We start from the raw sequence: 19,194 nt of genomic DNA on the forward strand, positions 1-19,194 counted from the left end.
CGCCACGATGTCAGCACGACGCTGCGAGAGACGCTGGTTGTAAACGCTCGAGCCCGACGTATCGGTGTGACCAGCAATGGTCACGGCGCTCGGTGCGCAGCCTGCACCAGACTGGATGTTGGCCACAGCCTGATCGATCACAGCCTGTGCCTGGCTCGTCAGATCAGCCTTGTCCCACTCGAAGTAGACAACGAAGCTCTGGTTGAGGTCCGTACACACAACAGCCGGGCCCGTTGCAGCTTCAACCGGCGGCGGAGGCGGCGGCGGAGGCGGGGGCGGCGGAGGCGGCGGGGGTGGCGGCGGCGGCGGCGGGGGTGGCGGCGGAGGCGGCGGCGGAGGCGGGGTCACGCCGAATGCGTAACGCAGACCGACCGACGCGATGTGTTCCGTCAGCGTGGTGTCATAGTCGACGCCACCGTGGTTGCCTTTGAACTGGAAGTCGTCCGAAGCAACATACCGGTAGCCAAGGTCGAGCGTCATGCGATCGCTGACTTTGTAGCCGAGGCCGAGCAAGCCCTGATAGGCAAGCGCCGTATCACGGGAATTGAAGCCGTTGGCAGCAGACGTCTGACCGCCACCCGAGAAGACCAGGTTGCTGGCCTTTGCCGAAGCGCGGACGCCACCGATACCGAGACCGACATACGGCGAGAACACGCCATCGCGGTTGAAATCGTAGATCGCGTTGACCATAAGGTCTTCGAGCTGCATGTTCCCAGCCGGTGCCGGAAGCGTGCCGGCAACCGTGCCGCCGGAACCGGGCGAAACACCAAGGTCGCCGCCGCGGTAACCGAAGTTACCTTCGAGGCGGATGCCGTTTGCAAATCCATAGCCGAAACCAAGCGAACCGCCGAGGTTCTCGTCGACGTCCGAGTCACCCTCGATAACGCCATTCGTGGAAACGACAGCGTCATGGTCCAGCTTACCGGCAAAACCATAATTCACATCGCCGCGGGCGTACCAGCCGCCATCATCGGCGTGAGCAACGAAACCAGCAGACGCAAATGCGGCCGCGGCTGTCGCGCACATAAGAGCTTTCTTCATACTCAATCCCCTTTTGTGTGCCGATGGACGGGATTGTCCTCGGCCGCAGGTTCATACGGATAACACTACCCGATGATTCCTGATTAAACCCAAAATCATCATGCCGCGAGCCCCTTTTGGAGGCCGAAGCATCTATTTCGATGGGATTCTATCCCACCGCGACCCAATTGCAACAGAATGCTCCAGGGCGGTCAACTTACGCGCCGGACAGGAATTGCGGCAGATTTTCGCAGGGGGAAGATGGTACCGCCTCCCCGGTTCGAACGGGGGACCTCTAGATCCACAATCTAGCGCTCTAACCTACTGAGCTAAGGCGGCACTGGGGTTGGCAGATACAACCCAAACTGTGCGGTTTCAAGCCGATCCGGGCAGGTTATGCGCCGCCCGGATCGCAGAGAAAGGTCAGACTTTTGCGACCTGGTCGAATTCGAGGTCGACCGGCGTGCCCCGGCCGAAGATCGACACGGTCACTTTCAGGCGGCCGTTAACTTCGTCGATTTCCTCGACGGCGCCCTCGAAGCCCTGGAACGGACCATCATTGACCTGAACCTGCTCACCGATCTCGAACGAGACCTTGGGCCGCGGACGTTCGGCGGTCGCATCCGCCGCCGTGCCGAGAATCCGGTCGACTTCACGCTGGCGAACCGGCAACGGCTTCTTGCCGCCTTCCGCGCCGAGGAAGCCGGACACTTTCGGCGTGTCCTTGACGAGGTGGTACACGTCGTCCGTCATCACGGCCTTCAGCAGGACGTAGCCGGGGAAATGGCGGCGCTCGACCGTCTTTTTCTTGCCGCGGGCCACTTCGACCACTTCTTCGGTCGGCACCTGGATGTCCTCGATCAGGCCCGACAGGCCCTTACGCTCAGCCTGTTCGAGAATCGATGCCGCCACCTTCTTCTCGAAGTTCGAATAGGCGTGGACAATGTACCATTTCGCTTCAGCCATGGGGCGAGCGCGCTCCTTGAAATCCGGGTCGAGGCTCACAGGCCGGTGACCGTTTTGACAAACCATCCGATAACGAGATCAGCCGCGAACAGGAAGAGCGCAAACAGGACCGACATGATGACGACGAAAATCGTCGCCTGAATCGTCTCCTGGCGCGAGGTCCAGGTCACCTTGGCACCTTCCGCACGCACCTGGCGGAAGAATGTAATGGGACCGACCCGTTTCTTCTTAACCTTTTCGGCCATACCGACACTCTCTCGAAAAGCGGGGGGTTAGCGGTTTTGGGCCGCCGCGTCCACGGGTAATGTACATCGTTCTGAATGTGAAGGCATGTGAGGGCCGTCGAACGCCCGCGCAAGCCCTCCCTGCAGCAATATCAGGATCAGCCCACCCCGAAACGGCGCGGTGGCAGCCCCGGCACGTCGACCTGCACGGCAAACAGGCTGCCCGAAAGCGGGCGGGCGTCGAGCTGAGGAAAGCTCATGCCGACACGCGCCGTCGTGATGAACAGGGTTCTGAGGTCAGGCCCGCCGAACGCAACGCTGGTCGGCCGCGGCGCGGCGAGAATGATGATCTTGTCCACCTGCCCTTCCGGCGTGAACCGCACGACGCGCGAGGCATCCCACAGGCAGGTCCACAGGCAGCCCTCCGAATCGATCGCCGATCCGTCTGGGAATCCACCAAATTCATAGGTCGTGGCAAACACGCGCCGTCCGGTCAGCGCCCCCGTCGCCGGATCATGGTCAAAAGCCAGTATTTCCTGTTCAGCGCTGTCGCAGGTGTAGAAGACCTTTCCGTCCGGCGAGAACTGGAACGTGTTGGTCACCATCACGGACGGCAGGCGGAGCTGTGTCAGAGACTTGTCGGGACCGTACCGGTAGTATGCCCCCCGCGCCTCTTTTTCCGAATCATCCATGGTGCCGAACCAGAGTGAGCCATCCGGCGCCACCCCGCCATCATTGGTGCGATTGCCCTCCGGTTCGTCAGCCAGCGCCGTGATACGCTCATAATGCTCCGTAGCCGGATCGAAGACACCGATCTCCCGGTCTCCCGCCATCAGGAACAGGCCTTCATGGAACGTGAACGTGCTGGCGCGGATCGGCAGGTCATAGCGCCGCGTATTGCCGGTTCGCGGGTTAAAGCGGTGCAGCTTTGCGCGCTTGATATCGATCCACCAGAGGAAGCCTTCGCTCTCGCTCCAGAGTGGCCCCTCTCCCAGAAGGCAGCCGGTTGGTGCCACGCATTCCGGCGACATCATCATTGTGCTGCCCTCAGCTGTTCCAGCGCGGTCACATATTTGCCGGCAAGCTCGCCGACATCGGCGGCGCCCATGCCGGGCTTGTAGAGCCCGCTGCCAATTCCAAATCCGCTCGCACCCGCCAGCCACCATTGCGACAGCGTGTTCAGCCCCACTCCGCCCACCGGACAAAGCCTGACACTCGCCGGGAATACCGCGCGCAAAGCCTTAAGCACGGCAGGCGTCAAGGCTTCGCCCGGAAACAGCTTGACCGCCGCTGCTCCATGTCGAAGCGCCGTAGCAATCTCGCTGGGCGTTGCCGCGCCGGGCATCGAGACCAGTCCGATCTGCGCGGCCGCATCCAGCAGTCCGGCGTCCGTATGTGGCGACACAGCAAACCGGCCGCCGACTGCGGCAAGGTTGACCAGTTCGCCGGCCGTAAAGACTGTGCCAGCGCCGATCATTGCCCGGTCACCATGCGCAGCGGCCATGGCTTCGATGCTGCGGAAGGCGTCAGGGGAATTGAGCGGGACTTCGATCAGGCTGATCCCGGCCTTGACCAATGCAGCGCCGATATCGACCGCCTCCGCCGGGCGGATGCCGCGAAGGATTGCCACCACGGGCATCCGGTCGAAAGCGGCAGCAAACTCCATCAGCCCAGCAGCCCCGCTTCATCTGCCAGTTCGAACAATCCGTCCTGGGTCGCCTCTTCTGCCGAGTATTCGTCCACCTCAGCGCCGAGCGTAGCAAACGCCATCCGGTAGGCATCAAGCAGCGGCCCATCGGCCACCAGCGTCAGTTCGTCGCCGGGATCATAGTGGGCCGCGATGTCTGCCCCGATCAGCAGGCCGCTCAACGCCGCCGTGTGGTGGGCAGGGTCGAGCTGGCCCGTCATCCGCGCCGCGCGCACGGCGAAGGGCGATGCCGCATCCTCGGTGTCCAGCGAACGCTCCACCCATTCACGGAAGACCTGCTCATCGAAAACCTGATCGACGCCTGCGGGCGGCTTCAGCCCGCCGTTCCCGAGCAGGAGCGCCCGTAGCTCTCCCGTCATTTCCGTCGTGAAGCCGACCACCCGGCCATGCTCCATGGTCACATGCTTCGTGTGCGTGCCCGGCAGGCAGATCCAGCCATGCGCCTCTTCCAGCGCGAACAGCTGGGTCTCTTCGCCGCGCATCACATCCGGCGGCGACATCTGTTTTAGGCCCGGCACGATGTGCAGTCCGTTCACCTCCACAAGGTGCTGTGCAAGATCGGCGAGCACGAGCGGAACGGGCAGATAATCGGTCCGGTGAATGCCCTCGGCGCTGCCGATCGCGCCACATGCAATGATGGGCACTTCGGGCCATTCGCCCAGCCATTCGGTGAGATTGAATTTCAGGCGCGCCATCGGATCGCCCGGATGCGTCAGCAATCCGTCCAGCAACTGGGTCGCCCCCACCACGTCACCTTCGTCGTCAAAGGCCCATGCGCGGAAGCTCGACGACCCCCAGTCGACGCCGATCAGAACCGTCCTGTCCATCATGGGAGGCACCGGGCGGGAGGAAAGCTGCTTTTGCGGGAACTGGATCGCATGCCCTCACGTCTCTTGCACCGCGGCGAAAGTCAATCCATTCCCTTACAGTCAACCCAGTCGACCTCCCAGTCACGTCCCGGTCACCAAACTGACCCGGCTATCCCCACAGGATCGCGCCCATGACCCGTCCTTCCGACCCGCGCCACGACCTCGCTGCCAGCGAATTCGCCCGGCTGCTCGACATCATGGCCCGGTTGCGGAACCCGGAGGGCGGCTGCCCCTGGGACCTGGAGCAGGACTTCCGCACTATCGCCCCCTACACCATTGAAGAGGCTTACGAAGTTGCCGACGCGATCGAGCGCGGCAACATGCCGGATCTCAGGGAAGAGCTGGGCGACCTGCTCTTCCAGGTCGCGTTCCACAGCCAGATGGCCACCGAAAAAGGCGCCTTCGATGCCGCCGACGTTGCCGCTGCGATCAGCGAAAAAATGGTCCGCCGCCACCCCCACGTCTTCGACGAGACCGACAACCGAACGTCAGACGAACAGATCGCTGCCTGGGAGGTGATGAAAGCCGCCGAGCGCGCCGCCAAGGCAGAAACAGGACAGGCACCCAGCGCGCTCGATGGCGTCGCCCTGTCGCTCCCTGCCCTGATGCGCGCTGAAAAGCTCCAGAAACGCGCCGCTCGGACCGGTTTCGACTGGACCGAGCCCGAGCCGATTTTCGACAAGCTGGAAGAGGAAACGAGGGAACTGAAAGAGGCCATGGCCTCAGGCGACGCGGACGCCATCATGGATGAGATGGGAGACCTGCTCTTCGTTGCAGCCAATCTCGCGCGCCGGCTCGGTGTCGATCCCGAGGTGGCGCTGCGCCGCGCCAACGACAAGTTCGAACGCCGCTTCCGCTCCATGGAAGCATTGGCAGCGCAAACGGATACAGACTTCACGGCGCTTGATCTCGATGCACAGGAAGCGCTTTGGCAGGCCGTCAAGAAAAAGGAACGCGCTGGCTAATCCCGCATCTCCGGCGTCACCGACGGAAACTCCGCACGGAACTGGCCAAGCCGCTCCGTCTTGAGCCGGACGAGAAGAACGGAGCTTCCATCCTCAGCGGGCGCTTCGGACAAGACCTCACCATTGCGATGCAGCCACGCCCGCGCCCGGCCCTCTTCAGGCCTCAGATGAAACGTCACATTCGCCGCCCCGCGCAACAGGCCCCGCTCGATCAGTTCCAGCAGGTCATCGACGCCATCGCCGGTCACTGCCGACACCAGCACAGCGGGATGCTCGAGCGGACCTGAGAGGCTCTGCTCCAACGCGGCCAACCGGCCTTCCGGCAACAGGTCCGCCTTGTTCCACGCCTCGACAATCGGCGGCAGCGGCAGGCCCGTTTCCTGCTCAAGCCGGTCGAGCACCTGAATCACATCGTCAGCCTGGTCCTGGTCCGCCCGGCTTGCCCTGTCGCGAACATGGACCAGCAGGTCCGCCTGCATCGCCTCTTCCAGCGTTGCCTGGAAACTGTCGATCAGGTGTGTCGGCAGGTCGGTGATGAAACCGACCGTATCGATCAGCGCCGCTTCACCCAGCGTCGGCAGGTCCAGCCGGCGGATCGTCGGATCGAGCGTCGCAAACGGCATATCCTTGGCAAACACGTCGGCTCCGGTCAGGCGATTGAACAGAGTCGACTTGCCTGCATTGGTATAGCCGACGAGCGCAATCACCGGCTTGCCGCTGCGCTGGCGTCCCGCCCGCTGGACGGCCCGGGTCCGTTTCACATCCTCCAGATCGCCCTTCAGACGAAGGATCTTCTCGTCCAGCATCCGCCGGTCCGCTTCGAGCTGGCTTTCCCCGGGGCCGGACAGGAAGCCGCCCCCACCGCGCTGGCGCTCCAGGTGAGTCCACGTCCGCACGAGGCGTGAGCGCTCGTACAGGATCCGCGCCAGTTCGACCTGAAGCCGGCCTTCCTTGGTGCGTGCCCGCAGACCGAAGATCTCAAGGATCAGTCCGGTCCGGTCGATGACCTTCACACCCAGCTTCTTTTCCAGATTGCGCTGCTGCACCGGCGTCAGCGCGCCATCGATCACGGCAAGCGTACAATTGTGGGCTTCAAGGTCCGCCGCCAGCCGGTCGAGGATACCACCGGACAGCAATTGTGCAGAATTCACCTGCCTGACATGTTCAGGGCGCAGGAAGGCCAGCTCACAGCCAAGCGCCTCTACGAGGCCCGCGGTCTCCTCGATCCGGTCCTGCGTCGGACGGTTGGCGGGTGTGAACCAGGGAATGACCGCGCCGGCAATTTCCGGGGCCGGCAGCCGGTCAATCATCTTGTCGGTCAAGTGAGACCTAGTCCTTGTCCATCTCTTCGTCGAAGAGTTGCACCGGCGCACTTGGGGCAATGGTGGAGATGGCGTGCTTGTAGACCAGCTGAGGCGGGCGGCCGTCGCCGCGCAGGAGCACGCAGAAATTGTCGAACCAGGTGACAACGCCCTGCAGCTTCACACCGTTCACAAGGAACACCGTCAGCGGCGTGCGCGACTTTCGCACTGCGTTGAGAAAGGCGTCCTGGAGGTTTTGTTTCTTCTCTGCCGACATGACGAGGTAGTCCTGTTGTTCTTGTTATGATCGCGGGCTACCGACATTGCCGGGGTTTCGCAAGGGCCAACCCCATTCATCCCCGCCAGAAACTGACAGAAATGGCAGGAATGATCGCCAAAATCTCCAACCTGCCCAACAACATGGAGACGATGGCCAAAATTGAGGCACCATCGCTCAGCTCGGCCGTGTGTCCAATCACGAGGCCGCCGGAGTTGGTCAGGCAGCCAATTGCCAGCCGGATCGCCGATTCGATGGATTGTCCGGTGAACGTGAACAGCAGCATGATCAGGAAGACGGCGGCGATATAGGCAATGAGATAGACCCAGACGCCGATCACGCTCCGTTCGTCCATCTTACGGTTGCGGAATTCAAACCCGAGGATGGACCGCCGGTAGCCAAGCTGCCGGAATTCCACGCCCGCCCTGCGCGCCAGAACGATGAACCGCGCGATCTTGACTCCTCCTGCGGCCGACAAGGCAGATCCGCCGATCAACGCTGGCAGAACGAATAGCGGCAATGGCACCCGGTCGCCCGTCTCAACTCCGCCAAGCGGCAGGCCGGAGGTCGACAAGGCCGAAAGAGACCAGCCCAGCGATTCACCGACAGTCAGACCGGCAAACATCGCCATACCCGCAAACACCACGATCAACAGGGCGAAGACGGTGGTTTCAGGATCAGACAGCGCTTTCAGCGGCTTGCCGTCCCGAAGCGGCAGGGCGACTGCGAGGCCCAGCGCACCGAATGCCAGCCCTGTTCCAAGGACAATGTCCCCCGCGATGCCCGCGTCGGAACGCCCATATGGAGCAGGATCGACCATGCCGGTCGTCCAAACGCTGATGGCATCCGAGATCGCCCGGCCAAAAGACATGCCCGTCATCAGCAGCATCAGCGTCGTGATCGATATGCCGCCTCCCAGGATCAGCAAAACCCAACGCGCCACCTTCGGAACAGCATCAAAGAAACTTGTCTCGGGCATCACAAACAGGGCTGACCGGTGAATGCCGGGCCCGCCGAGATTGAGCGCTGCCAGAACGCTCGCCGCTGTGATCATTGAGGCTGCCCCGCCGATAAAGTGCAACGCTCCGCGCCAGACGAGCAGACTGGCAGGCCATAGGTCACCCTCAACGGAGATAACGGACTGTCCGGTGGTCGTCAGGCAGGCCGCCGCCTCATGGATTGCGAGAAGCACCGAACGATTCTGAACCCCGATGATGAAAGGAAGACAGGCTGCGATCGGCGCCAGCATCCACCAGAGAATGACAAGGCCAAGCGCATCCGATGGCCGCGCTTTCTGAGTCGGCTGCGGCGTCAGCAACAGGATACTGCTCGCGAGAACGACAATCCCGACCACCATCGCCACCAGCGCGAACACCTGCTCATATTCCGCGTAGGCCAGACCGGTCAGGATGGCAGGAAGGCTGCTCGCTGCCAGAACCAGCATCAGGAGCGAAAGTATCCGAACGACCGAAGCGTAGTTCATGCCATCAGAAGAAGTCCGGACTGACGCGGAAGTATTTTTCCACCTTCCGGACCATTTCCTCTTCGTAGAATACGATCAGCCGGTCCTCGGCCCGGACGGTGACATCCGGCCCGGCGATGATGACGTCATCACCCCGGATGATTGCCGCAGCGGTGACACCATCTGGAAGGTCATCATAGCCGGTTGGCTTGCCGATGAGCGACGAGGATTCGAGCGTGACCCCTTCGGCCACTTCTGCCTGCCCGTCCTCAAGCGACTGCAGGCCCAGGATCCGTCCGCGGCGCATCCGCAGCAGGATCTGGGACACTGTCAACGCTCTCGGGTCGAGGACGGCATCAACCCGCATGTCGCGCGCAAGCCCCGCGAGTTCCGTTGCATTGACCAGCGCCAGAGACCGCTTCGCCCCCGCCCGCTTTGCAAGATTGGAAATCAGCAGATTGGTCTTGTCGTCATTGGTGATGGCGACCACAAAGTCAGCCTTGGAGGCGCCAGCTTCAGCGAGAATGTCCGGGTTCAGACCATCGCCCTGGATCACGATGGTCCGCTTCACGCCAGCCACTGCGATATTGGCACGCGCCGCATTGTTCTCGATCAGCCGGATGCGTTTGCTGCCCTCGCGTTCAAGCGTCTGCGCAACGTACAAACCGACATTGCCGCCGCCGACAATTACAATGTGATCGGACCGTTCGGCGTTCCGGTTGAATATGGACGCAAGGCGTTCGGCATGGCTGTCGAGCACGGCGATATAGGCACGGTCACCCGGCTTGAGCACGTCATGAGCCTTGGGCGCGCGAACCGTATCGCCGGACCCGATCCCGACAATCCGCGCAGACAGGTCCGGGAAGAGGCCGCGAATCTGATCGACCGCCGTGTCGAGCAGCGGATTGTTTTCTGTAATTTCGAGGCCGAGCAGACGAACCTTTCCGTGCCCGAACGATGCGGACATGATCGCGCCAGGCGTCCGAAGGCGCTGCAGGATCGCCTCGCCCACTTCCACCTCAGGCGAAATCACCATGTCGATGGGCAAGCCTTCGCGGGAAAAAATGTTCTTCCATGCGGGGTCGATATAAGACTGGTCCCGTACGCGGGCAATCTTGAATGGAACCGAGAACAACGTGTGGGCAATCTGGCAGATCACCATATTGATCTCGTCGAAGTGTGTGACCGCAATGATCATCTCGCAATCCGACGCGCCGGCTTTTTTCAGCACATCCGGATGCGCGGCGTGCCCGGTATATCCGCGCACATCAAGGTCAGTCGAAACCTGGTCGACCAGGTCCGGATCTTCATCGATGATGGTGATATCGTGCTTTTCGCGCGCCAGACGCCGGGCGATTCCATGCCCGACGCGGCCTGCGCCACAGATGAGAACGCGCATGGTTCAGCCTTCCGCCGGCCCTCAGCTGTCTTGCCGACTCAGCCCGGACGCTACGCCCAAAGCCTTTAATTTTCTATGGAGAGCAGAACGCTCCATTCCGATAAATTCGGCCGTCCGCGAGATGTTTCCGTTAAACCGGGTGATCTGCAGCGCAAGATATTCACGCTCGAACTGCTCCCGCGCATCGCGCAGCGACAGACCGACAAGGTCTGCGGAGCCTGACTTGGCGGCGGCAGCGTTCGCCACACCCGTATCCCGCGGAAGCTCGTCGACGCTGACGGGCCGGCTCGCATCTGACGGCGACAGGATAAGGATTCGCTCGACGACATTGCGCAGCTGCCGGATGTTGCCGGGCCAGTCCATCGACTGCAGCACCGCCATAGCCTCCGACGAAAACGCCCGTGGCGTAAGCCCGGACGAATCCGCAATCCGTTCGATGAAATAACTGACGAGTTCGGGAATATCGTCGCGGCGCTCGGCCAGCGACGGTACTTTCAGCGGAACCACACTCAACCGATAGAAAAGGTCCTCACGGAACCGTCCGTCGGCGATCTCCAGCTTCATGTCCTTTGTCGTGGACGACATGACGCGCACATCGACATTCACATCCGACCTGCCGCCGACGCGCTGGAAACGCTGCTCCGTCAGCACACGAAGAATCTTGTTCTGCGTGACGGACGGCATGTCCGCGACTTCGTCGAGGAGCAATGTACCGAGGTGCGCCTTTTCGAACAGGCCGACGCGGGTCGTACGGCCCTGGGCATCCTCTTCGCCGAACAGCGCTATTTCCATCTGATCCGGCGCAATCGTTGCCGCGTTGACGACCACGAAGGGACCATTGGTGCGGGCAGAATTCCGGTGAATCAGGCGTGCGGCGAGCTCCTTGCCCACTCCGGCGGGACCGGAAATCATCACGCGAGAATTAGTCGGCGCCACTTTGTCGATCGACGCCCGCAGGGCTGCGGCCGCCTGGCTGTTGCCGATCCATTTCTCATCATCGCCGGCACGATTGCGCAGTGCGGCATTCTCGTATTTGAGCGCAGCCGACTCGATTGCACGGTCGATGAGGTGCAGCAGGCGGTCCGTCTTGAACGGCTTTTCAATGAAATCGTATGCGCCCCGGCGGATCGCCGCCACTGCGGTTTCGATATTGCCATGGCCGCTGATGACGATGACCGGCAGCAATGGGTCGATCGACTTCAGATACTTGAGCAGGGACAGGCCATCCATGCCGCTTCCCTGCAGCCAGACGTCCAGCACGACGAGGCGCGGCGTTCTCACGCGCACCTCTTCCAGCGCCCGTTCGGCCGTATCCGCCGTGCGGACCGAATAGCCTTCATCGCCCAGGACACCGGCGATCAGCTCACGGATGTCGGGTTCGTCGTCTACGACCAGAATGTCTAACGCCATGACGTTGGCTCCTCTACGCGTGCACTATGGAGAGTTTCAAATTCAATTTCAGCCAGATCCTCGGACGGCATCAGGCCCTGAAGCGTCAAAGGATCATGCGGCGGAAGCCAGATCCTGACCCGGGCGCCCCGCAGCCCATCCAGCCGGTTCTGCAGGGAAATGGATCCGCCATGATCGGCGATAATCCGGTTCACGATCGCAAGCCCGAGCCCGGTGCCTTTTTCGCGGGTCGTCACATAGGGCTCCATGAGCCGCTCGCGGACTTCCTGCGGGAATCCAGGCCCGTTGTCTTCGATCGTGATCTCGAGGCCTCGTTCATCGCCCTTCAGCATGATCCGTATGCTGCCGGAAACGTCAGCCTCTTCAGGCATGCCTTCAATCGCTTCGGCGGCATTTTTCAGAAGGTTGCCGATTGCCTGGCCTATCAGGCGTTCATCGCCGAGATAAGTGGCATCGTCCGCTTCGCTTTCAAACTCGAAATCAATTTCCGGATTCACCACGCTGCGCGAAAACGACGCTTCTTTCAGCATCGCCTTCATGTCGAACGGCGCAACATTGGGCTTCGGCATCCGTGCAAACGTCGAGAATTCCTCGACCATGCGCCCAATATCACCCACCTGCCGCAGGATGGTTTCGATGCATTTGTCGAACACCCCATCCGTGTCGTCGATCTTGCTTGCATAGCGGCGGCGCAGGCGCTCGGTCGACAGCATGATCGGCGTCAGCGGATTGCGGATCTCGTGCGCGATCCGCCGGGCAACATCGCGCCATGCCATCTGGCGCTGCGCGTGAATGAGGCGCGTCGTATCGTCGAACGTCAGCACGCATCCGCCCGCCGGGTCTGGCGCTGTTTTCAGGCGGATGTGGCGCGTTTCGCCATTCCGGTTGAGGTCGATCGACGCATCAACCGGCGATGCCCGCTCCAGCGTGTCACGCACATACCTTGCGAACTGGGGCGCGACAGTCGTCAGGGACTCCCCTGGCAGGATTTCATCAATGCCCAGCAGGTTGCCTGCCGACCGGTTGGCCAGCGTCACGGACATGTCCGCGTCCATTCGGATAACTCCGGCGCCCACTTCCGCCAGCAGGGTCTCGACGAATCGTCGACGATCCTCTTCGTCTTCCCGCGCCCGGATAAGCGCGTTGCGCTGCTCGGACAATTGCTCCGTCATCGCATTGAACGACTGGCTGAGCGCGTGAATTTCATCCTTCCGCCCCGGCGGCACGGGCACGCGCACCGTCAGGTCTCCGTCACGCACCGCATGGGCGGCTGAAGCGAGGCGCCCGATCGGCCCAGTGATCCGGCCAGCGGCTTCGATCCCGAGACGTCCGGCGAGGAGCAGGATCAGCGCAGTGATCTGAGCGTAGCCGATGGCAAAAATGGTTTGCAGACGCCCACTCCGGCGTTTGGCATTATTATACTGCGCCAGTTGGTCTTTCGCATCGCGCAGCAGGGCAAAGAGATTCCGGTCAAACGCCTTGGCGGCATAGACGAAGCCATCGACCGGTTCGTCGATGTGGATAAGCGCCGTGCCAATCCCCTGCTGTTCATAGAGCGTGGTGACGACCTCCCCGGACCGGGCCTCATCGAACGCCTCCGGCGGAGGGCGCAAGCGAACCGGTGTCCCGACATTTTCCTCGGCAATGAATTCCTGGCCGTCCGAACCGATAATCGCGATGGTGACGAACTCGCGATAGGCCAGTGTCTGCCGCAGGCCTTCCGACAGCGCTGCAGACGCCTTGGCCGCCAGCACATCGCCGTCAGCCCCCTCCGCGCCAGCTTCTGTCGCCAATGTGGACTTCACATCCCGCGCGAAGTTTTCGACGTCATGCGCAGCGAGGCGCATGTCGACATCGAAGGTCGAGCTGAAATTGTCCACATAGTCCTGGAATATCTGCTTGTTTTTCTCCATCACCGCCTCGGTGCGTTCGCCGAGCCAGTTGTCGAGACCGCGTGTCACGACTGCGCCAAGGAAGATGGCGACGACCATGGCCGGCACGAGCGCGGAAAATCCGAACAGCATGACGAAGCGCTGGGCGAGCCTGCCCTGGCCGGCGTCCCCGGACCGGTTCCGGATCGCCAGGTACTCACGGATGACGATGGCCGCCAGAACGACAATCAGCACGAAGTTCAACCCCAGCAACCATGGAGTCGAGCCAGCCGTCGGGTTGTCCGGGTTCACACCGGCAATCGTGATAAATGTCGCGAGGACCGCAACCAGGGCCGCAATGATGAAGAGCCCCTCAAAAAGGGCCCAACTCGCCTTCGGCGCATGCTGGCTTAAGGGCTTGTTCAATCCACCACGCTCTACTCAGGCCACCCCGGCCCGTTGCTTTTAGGTCACGTTTACGTGTCCCCACCGCAACACTGGTGCACTAAAGCCACAGTTTTCCGAAGCGTCAAGCCGCCGCGATCAGTCTTCTGCGATTCCAAGCGAATTGATTTTGGCGCGCAGCGTGTTCCGGTTCATGCCCAGCAACTGCGCCGCCTTGACCTTGTTGCCCGCTGTGACGGACAGGGCAAGGCGGATGAGCGGGCGCTCCACCTGATCGATGACACGGGAATAGACGGCGCTTTCCTCGTCCTCGCCGCTGGAAATAAGGTCGCCCATGATGTGGCGGTGAAGCAGAGTTTCGACGTCCTTTTCGAAGCCAGCCCCTGACCCCTTCTGCTCGCTCGCCCCAGCTCTCAGCTCCCGCTCTACGTCACGCAGCGTGATCGTGTCGTCCGGGCTGAGTACCGCGAGGCGGAGAACCAGGTTCTCCAGCTCCCGCACATTGCCCGGCCAGTCATAAGCCGTGATGAGGTCGATGGCCGACTTGTCAAAATTCTTGGCCGAGAGGCCCTGCCGCTGCGCCCGGATCAGGAACGCACGGGCAAGCTCCGGAATGTCCTCCTTGCGCAGGCGCAGGGGCGGCATGGTCAGACGAACGACGTTCAGCCTGTAGTAAAGGTCTTCGCGGAACGCCCCCTCTTCGACCATGCGGCCCAGGTTCCGGCGGGTTGATGCAATCAGGCGCGCGCCATTCGCATCGCGCAGGAACTTGACGAGCTGAGTCTGCGCTTCTGCGGGCAAATCCCCGATCTCGTCGAGATAGAGCGTGCCGCCTTTCTGATGGACGGCGCCCGGCTCGCCGTTCGCTCCGAATAGCTGGCGATTGATCTCGACGGCGGGCAGCGCCGCGAGGTCGAGCGCCACGAATTTTCCATTCTTGCCGGATCCAAGCTGGTGAATGGCGCGAGCCGCGAGTTCCTTGCCGGTCCCGCTTTCTCCTTCGATCAGCACGGTGAGGTCGGTATTCATCACCTTGGCAATGATACGATACACTTCCTGCATGGCGTCGGAGCGGCCGATCAGCGGCAGTCCTGCATCGCTGATCGCCTTCTGGGACTCAGGGTTTATGGCGCGCACGGACGATTTCGGCGGCGACTTGATCGCGCGCTGCACAAGGCTCGTCAGCGCGTCGATGTCGAACGGCTTTGGCAGATAATCGAACGCACCGTGCTGCGCGGCCGATGCCGCCGTCAGGATCGTGTTCTGCCCGCTCATCACGATGAAAGGCAGTTCCGGGCGGGACAGGCGAAGTGATGGCAGGAGATCAAAAATAGATGCATCCCCAAGATAAACGTCCGTCACCACCACATCGCCTTCACCGTTTCGCACCCAACGCTCCAGCGCTTCGGGCGAACTCGTCGCGCGAACCTCATAGCCGGCGGCGACCAGTGTCTGGTTCACCACAAGGCGGATGCTGGCATCGTCTTCCGCCAGCAACACCGTTTTTTCAGCCATTCAGGCCTCCTGTACGAATAGGCAACAATACTGTGAAACGCGTCGCGCCGGGCTCGCTGTCGACCCGGATCTGGCCGCCATGTGCGGAAATCACTTCCTTCACGATGGACAGGCCGAGGCCGCGCGCACCGGATTTCGAACTCTGGAACACATCGAAAATCCGGGAGAGTTTTTCGCGCGGGATGCCCCGCCCGTTGTCTTCGATCGTCACGAGCATGGCCCGCTGCAAGCCGACGCCGAAACGCGACCGCTTGAATGCGAGACCCGTGGCATAGGCCGTCCGGATCGTCACCTGACCATGACCCGAACTATCCTGCGCGGCTTCCGCAGCGTTGCGGATGATATTCTGAAACGCCTGCTGCAGGTGGTCCTCATCTCCGTGGACTTCCGGCAAGGAGGGGTCGAAATCCCTGCGGAACTCGACTGTGGGCCCCAGCGCGACGCGCTCGGATGCAATAACCCGGTCGAGCAGCGCGTGGATGTTAAAATCCTTCATCCGTGGCGCGGAAAACAGTTCGAAGGCAGACAGCCGGTTGACGAGGCGCTCGATCCGCCGGGCTTCCTCACGCACGATCTCCAGCAATTCTGCCTGCCCTTCAACGCCCTGGCGCTCAAGCAGCTGTGCAGCGCCGATGATGGCGCCGAGCGGGTTTTTCACTTCATGGCCGAGGATACGGCCAAACCCGGCCACCCCAGCCGCCGACTCATTTCCCTCCCTGACCGAAGACTCAACGATCGCAATGACAAATCCCTCGTCATCGGTCGTGCGGATCCAGACATCGCAGACCAGCCCGGACCCGATCGTAGGGCCGGTGATCGGGGTTCCCGGCGACGTAATATCGCCAACCTGGCGCTGCGCCCTGTCCAGTAGCTCCCATACGAGCGAGTCGTGAAAGATCAGCTCACTGAGCGGCCTACCGGCAAGCGTGCGGCGCGACATCTGGAACAGCGCCTCAGCCGCCGGGTTTCCATCGATAATCTTTCGCCGCCCGTCAACCACCAGCAGGGCAATCGGGGACAGATCAGCCAGAGAGCGCGCGTCGAGCAAGGTCATTCCCGCCATTTTATACGGCCTCCACGAGGTCGGACTGCAGATAGATTTCCCGCAATGCAGATTTCAGCTGTTCCGCGCCATCAATCTGGCAGACGCGCGAACGCAGGTCCTTTTTTGCGGTGTCTTCGATATTGAGCTCGAGATGGACGATCGCGGCAGATACATGCTTGCGGACCGTCAGTACGCCGAGCTTGTCGCCGTAGAGCGCGACACTGTCGTCAATCTGTTCGCACAACGAGGCGCATTGTTCGCTCATTCCGGGCTTGCGGAAAGCGCGACCGGACAAGGCCGCCGCAATCTCGCCTGCGAGCCAGGGGCGCCCGATTGCCGCGCGGCCGATCATGACGCCATGCGCGCCCGACTGATGCAGCGCCTCACGCGCGTCACTCACCGAGCCTATATCGCCATTGACGATAACCGGCACTGAAACGGCGTCGACCGTTTCGCGGACAGCGTTCCAATCAGCGGCACCCTTGTAGAATTGGCACCGTGTCCGCCCGTGAACGGTCAGCATTCGGATACCCTTGCGCTCCGCCATCACGCCGAGTTCCGGCGCATTCCGCCGGTTGTCATCCCAGCCGAGCCGCATCTTGAGCGTCACAGGTCGTCCGCCTGCCCCGGCCAGAGCCGCATCCATGATTTCACCCGCAAGGCCCGGATCCCGCATAAGGGCGGATCCCGACTGGCCGCCCGTTACCTGACGGGAGGGGCAGCCCATATTGATGTCGACGACGTCTACGCCCGCTTCAGCCAGCAGGCTGGCGCCGCGATACATGTCTTCCGGCCGGCGGGCCGCGAGCTGGACGATCCACAGGCCATTGCCCTCGTGCCGGCAGGTCCGGCGGACAACATCCGGCCGGGCCGCAGCCAGCATCTCCCCCGCCACCATTTCTGAAACGACCGCCGGGGCCCCGAAATAAACGGCCTGACGCCGCATCGGGGCATCCGTGGCGCCGGACATGGGCGCGAGCCAAACCTCAGGTGCCTCAAAACTAACCATTCTTTCATTGTTGTCAGAATTTGTTTGGGCGCAAGTGCACAATTCATAAGCACCCATGCAAATTTGGTCGCATTCAAAGCACGTAGCCTTGGCCGGGATGCTGGCCTAGAAGGCGCCTATGCAGGGATTCGCCGCCATTATCGTTGCAGCAGGCCAGGGCGTCCGGAGCGGACGCGCCGGCCCGAAACAATGGGAACCCCTGTTGGGCCGCCGGGTCATCGACTGGTCTGTCGAAGCCTTCCTGACGCATCCAGGGCTCACAAAACTCGTTGTGGTCACGGAGAAGGCCCGGGACGACGCCGGTCTGCCTGCGGGCGTGATCGTGGTTCCGGGCGGGGCGACGCGCAGCGCCTCCGTCCGCGCCGGTCTCGCAGCGCTCGATCTGCCTGACGATACGCCGGTCCTTATACATGATGCGGCAAGGCCGGGACTGGATCATGCGGTAATCGACGCCCTGCTTGGCGTCCTGACCGACAACGATGGCGCCGCCCCCGCACTTTCAGTGCCCGACGCTCTGAAGGATACGGCCGGCCCCACCCTCAGAACAGTCCCGCGCGAAACATTGAAGCGCGTCCAGACCCCACAGGCCTTCCGCAAACATGTCATTGAACGCGCACTTTCGGGTGAAGCCAGCTTTGTAGACGACCTGGAAGCCGTCGAAGCAGCCGGCCAAAGGGTCCAGCTGGTCGAAGGCAGCCACAAGCTGCACAAGATTACCTATCCGGAGGATTTCGACCTCGTGTCCCGACTTCTTGCTCCCGCCCAGACACTGCCGCGCGTCGGCAAAGGGTTCGACGTCCACGGCTTCGAACCCGGCGACCATGTGACCCTTTGCGGCGTGAAGATACCCCATGTCGCAAAGCTTCAGGGCCACTCCGACGCAGACGCCGCCTGGCACGCCCTGACCGACGCGATCCTCGGCGCGGCCGCGCTGGGCGACATCGGGGACCATTTCCCCCCATCCGATCCGCAATGGAAAAATGCCGACAGCGGCCTCTTCCTCAAACACGCTCAGAAGTTGGCGGAAGATGCCGGCTATCAGCTTGCGAGCTGTGACATCACCATCATCTGCGAAGCACCGAAGGTGAAGCCCCACCGCGAAGCCATGCGCGCACAGACCGCTCGGTTGCTTGGCTTGCCGCTCGATGCGGTCAGCGTAAAGGCAACCACAACGGAAGGCCTTGGCTTCACCGGCCGCCGCGAAGGCATCGCGGCAGAGGCTGTTGCGGTCCTCGCATCGCGGGGCTAATGCCCTCCGCAACGGGAAGGCTTCACCAGCCCGGCAAGTCGGCCTAACGTGCCCCCATGTTTCCAGACCGCCTCCGCAACCTCGCCATGCTGATCCTCGACGATGCCGAACAGGCGCGGCTTCGCATCTGTACGGCCGAAAGCTGCACCGGCGGACTCGTCGCCGCCCTGTTCACCGACATTCCCGGCTCATCAACCGTCTTTGAACGCGGCTTCGTCACCTATTCCAACCGCGCCAAGGAAGAGATGCTGGGCGTGCCTGGTGACGTCCTCGCTGACTATGGCGCCGTGTCTGAACCCGTCGCGCGGATGATGGCAGAAGGCGCCCTCGAAGCCAGCCGGGCCAACATCGCAGTCGCCATCACGGGCGTCGCCGGTCCCGGCGGCGGCACGCGCATGAAGCCGGTCGGCACGGTGCACGTTGCCTGCGCCCGCGAAAACCGTGCTGTGGTGCACGAGATGCTGCAGGTCGGTGAGATCGGCCGCAGTGAGGTACGCAT

At 62.2% G+C, this 19,194-nt stretch carries 18 protein-coding genes and 1 tRNA gene; 3 read left to right on the forward strand and 16 right to left on the reverse strand.

Annotated elements, in window-relative coordinates; all coding sequences use genetic code 11:
* From R3C13_RS14655 to R3C13_RS14685, 7 genes are all read right to left on the reverse strand, one after another.
* Positions 1–1,041: OmpA family protein (locus R3C13_RS14655; RefSeq protein WP_371311586.1), on the reverse strand; the 1,041-nt coding region annotated here is incomplete at its 3' end.
* Between the two features lie 241 nt (positions 1,042–1,282).
* Positions 1,283–1,359, reverse strand: a tRNA-His gene (locus tag R3C13_RS14660).
* 84 nt (positions 1,360–1,443) lie between these two features.
* Positions 1,444–1,986 carry a transcription termination/antitermination protein NusG gene (gene nusG, locus R3C13_RS14665; protein ID WP_371311587.1) on the reverse strand — a complete coding sequence of 181 codons (543 nt, stop codon included), beginning with the start codon at positions 1,984–1,986 and terminating at the stop codon, positions 1,444–1,446.
* Between the two features lie 35 nt (positions 1,987–2,021).
* Entirely contained in the window at positions 2,022–2,231 is a 210-nt protein-coding gene (secE, locus tag R3C13_RS14670; protein ID WP_371311588.1) for a preprotein translocase subunit SecE, read from the reverse strand.
* 137 nt (positions 2,232–2,368) lie between these two features.
* Positions 2,369–3,247 carry an SMP-30/gluconolactonase/LRE family protein gene (locus tag R3C13_RS14675; RefSeq protein ID WP_371311589.1) on the reverse strand — a complete coding sequence of 293 codons (879 nt, stop codon included), beginning with the start codon at positions 3,245–3,247 and terminating at the stop codon, positions 2,369–2,371.
* Positions 3,244–3,876 (reverse strand): 2-dehydro-3-deoxy-6-phosphogalactonate aldolase, encoded by a 633-nt coding sequence (locus R3C13_RS14680; RefSeq protein WP_371311590.1) that lies wholly within the window; start codon positions 3,874–3,876, stop codon positions 3,244–3,246. Before R3C13_RS14680 ends, R3C13_RS14675 begins: the two co-directional genes overlap by 4 nt.
* Positions 3,876–4,748 (reverse strand): 2-dehydro-3-deoxygalactonokinase, encoded by an 873-nt coding sequence (locus tag R3C13_RS14685; protein WP_371311591.1) that lies wholly within the window; start codon positions 4,746–4,748, stop codon positions 3,876–3,878. The genes R3C13_RS14680 and R3C13_RS14685 overlap by 1 nt, the downstream gene beginning before the upstream one ends.
* A 170-nt stretch (positions 4,749–4,918) precedes the next feature.
* On the opposite strand from R3C13_RS14685, the gene mazG reads away from it, so the two are divergent.
* On the forward strand, positions 4,919–5,752 hold the full coding sequence (mazG, locus tag R3C13_RS14690; protein WP_371311592.1) for a nucleoside triphosphate pyrophosphohydrolase: 834 nt from the start codon (positions 4,919–4,921) through the stop codon (positions 5,750–5,752).
* On the opposite strand, the gene hflX is transcribed toward mazG, so the two are convergent.
* The 9 genes from hflX to R3C13_RS14735 all read right to left on the reverse strand — a co-directional run bounded on the left by hflX (position 5,749) and on the right by R3C13_RS14735 (position 17,407).
* Positions 5,749–7,074: a GTPase HflX gene (gene hflX / locus R3C13_RS14695; RefSeq protein WP_371311593.1), complete on the reverse strand. Its 1,326-nt coding sequence runs from the start codon at positions 7,072–7,074 to the stop codon at positions 5,749–5,751. The two genes, mazG and hflX, sit on opposite strands and share 4 nt — an antisense overlap.
* 7 nt (positions 7,075–7,081) lie before the next feature.
* Positions 7,082–7,330: an RNA chaperone Hfq gene (gene hfq / locus R3C13_RS14700; RefSeq protein ID WP_371311594.1), complete on the reverse strand. Its 249-nt coding sequence runs from the start codon at positions 7,328–7,330 to the stop codon at positions 7,082–7,084.
* Positions 7,331–7,406: 76 nt separating this feature from the next.
* Positions 7,407–8,774 carry a hypothetical protein gene (locus R3C13_RS14705; RefSeq protein WP_371311595.1) on the reverse strand — a complete coding sequence of 456 codons (1,368 nt, stop codon included), beginning with the start codon at positions 8,772–8,774 and terminating at the stop codon, positions 7,407–7,409.
* A gap of 43 nt (positions 8,775–8,817) precedes the next feature.
* Positions 8,818–10,191, reverse strand: a complete 1,374-nt coding sequence (trkA, locus tag R3C13_RS14710; RefSeq protein ID WP_371311596.1) for a Trk system potassium transporter TrkA — start codon at positions 10,189–10,191, stop codon at positions 8,818–8,820.
* A gap of 21 nt (positions 10,192–10,212) precedes the next feature.
* The gene (locus R3C13_RS14715) at positions 10,213–11,601 is read right to left on the reverse strand and encodes a sigma-54-dependent transcriptional regulator (RefSeq protein ID WP_371311597.1); all 1,389 of its coding nucleotides are present in this window, start codon (positions 11,599–11,601) and stop codon (positions 10,213–10,215) included.
* Positions 11,592–13,898 carry an ATP-binding protein gene (locus R3C13_RS14720; protein ID WP_371311598.1) on the reverse strand — a complete coding sequence of 769 codons (2,307 nt, stop codon included), beginning with the start codon at positions 13,896–13,898 and terminating at the stop codon, positions 11,592–11,594. The genes R3C13_RS14715 and R3C13_RS14720 overlap by 10 nt, the downstream gene beginning before the upstream one ends.
* Positions 13,899–14,015: 117 nt before the next feature.
* Positions 14,016–15,392: a sigma 54-interacting transcriptional regulator gene (locus R3C13_RS14725; RefSeq protein WP_371311599.1), complete on the reverse strand. Its 1,377-nt coding sequence runs from the start codon at positions 15,390–15,392 to the stop codon at positions 14,016–14,018.
* Positions 15,385–16,455, reverse strand: coding sequence for a nitrogen regulation protein NR(II) (locus R3C13_RS14730; protein WP_371311600.1), 1,071 nt, complete (start codon positions 16,453–16,455; stop codon positions 15,385–15,387). The genes R3C13_RS14725 and R3C13_RS14730 overlap by 8 nt, the downstream gene beginning before the upstream one ends.
* Position 16,456: 1 nt before the next feature.
* Complete coding sequence (locus R3C13_RS14735) at positions 16,457–17,407, reverse strand: tRNA dihydrouridine synthase (RefSeq protein ID WP_371311601.1); 951 nt, start codon at positions 17,405–17,407, stop codon at positions 16,457–16,459.
* 157 nt (positions 17,408–17,564) lie between these two features.
* Between R3C13_RS14735 and R3C13_RS14740 the strand changes: the two genes are divergently transcribed.
* Positions 17,565–18,695, forward strand: a complete 1,131-nt coding sequence (locus R3C13_RS14740) for a bifunctional 2-C-methyl-D-erythritol 4-phosphate cytidylyltransferase/2-C-methyl-D-erythritol 2,4-cyclodiphosphate synthase (protein ID WP_371311602.1) — start codon at positions 17,565–17,567, stop codon at positions 18,693–18,695.
* A gap of 56 nt (positions 18,696–18,751) precedes the next feature.
* Positions 18,752–19,194: CinA family protein (locus R3C13_RS14745; RefSeq protein WP_371311603.1), on the forward strand; the 443-nt coding region annotated here is incomplete at its 3' end.

Source organism: Hyphomonas sp. (assembly GCF_041398385.1).
Classification (GTDB): Bacteria; Pseudomonadota; Alphaproteobacteria; order Caulobacterales; family Hyphomonadaceae; genus Hyphomonas.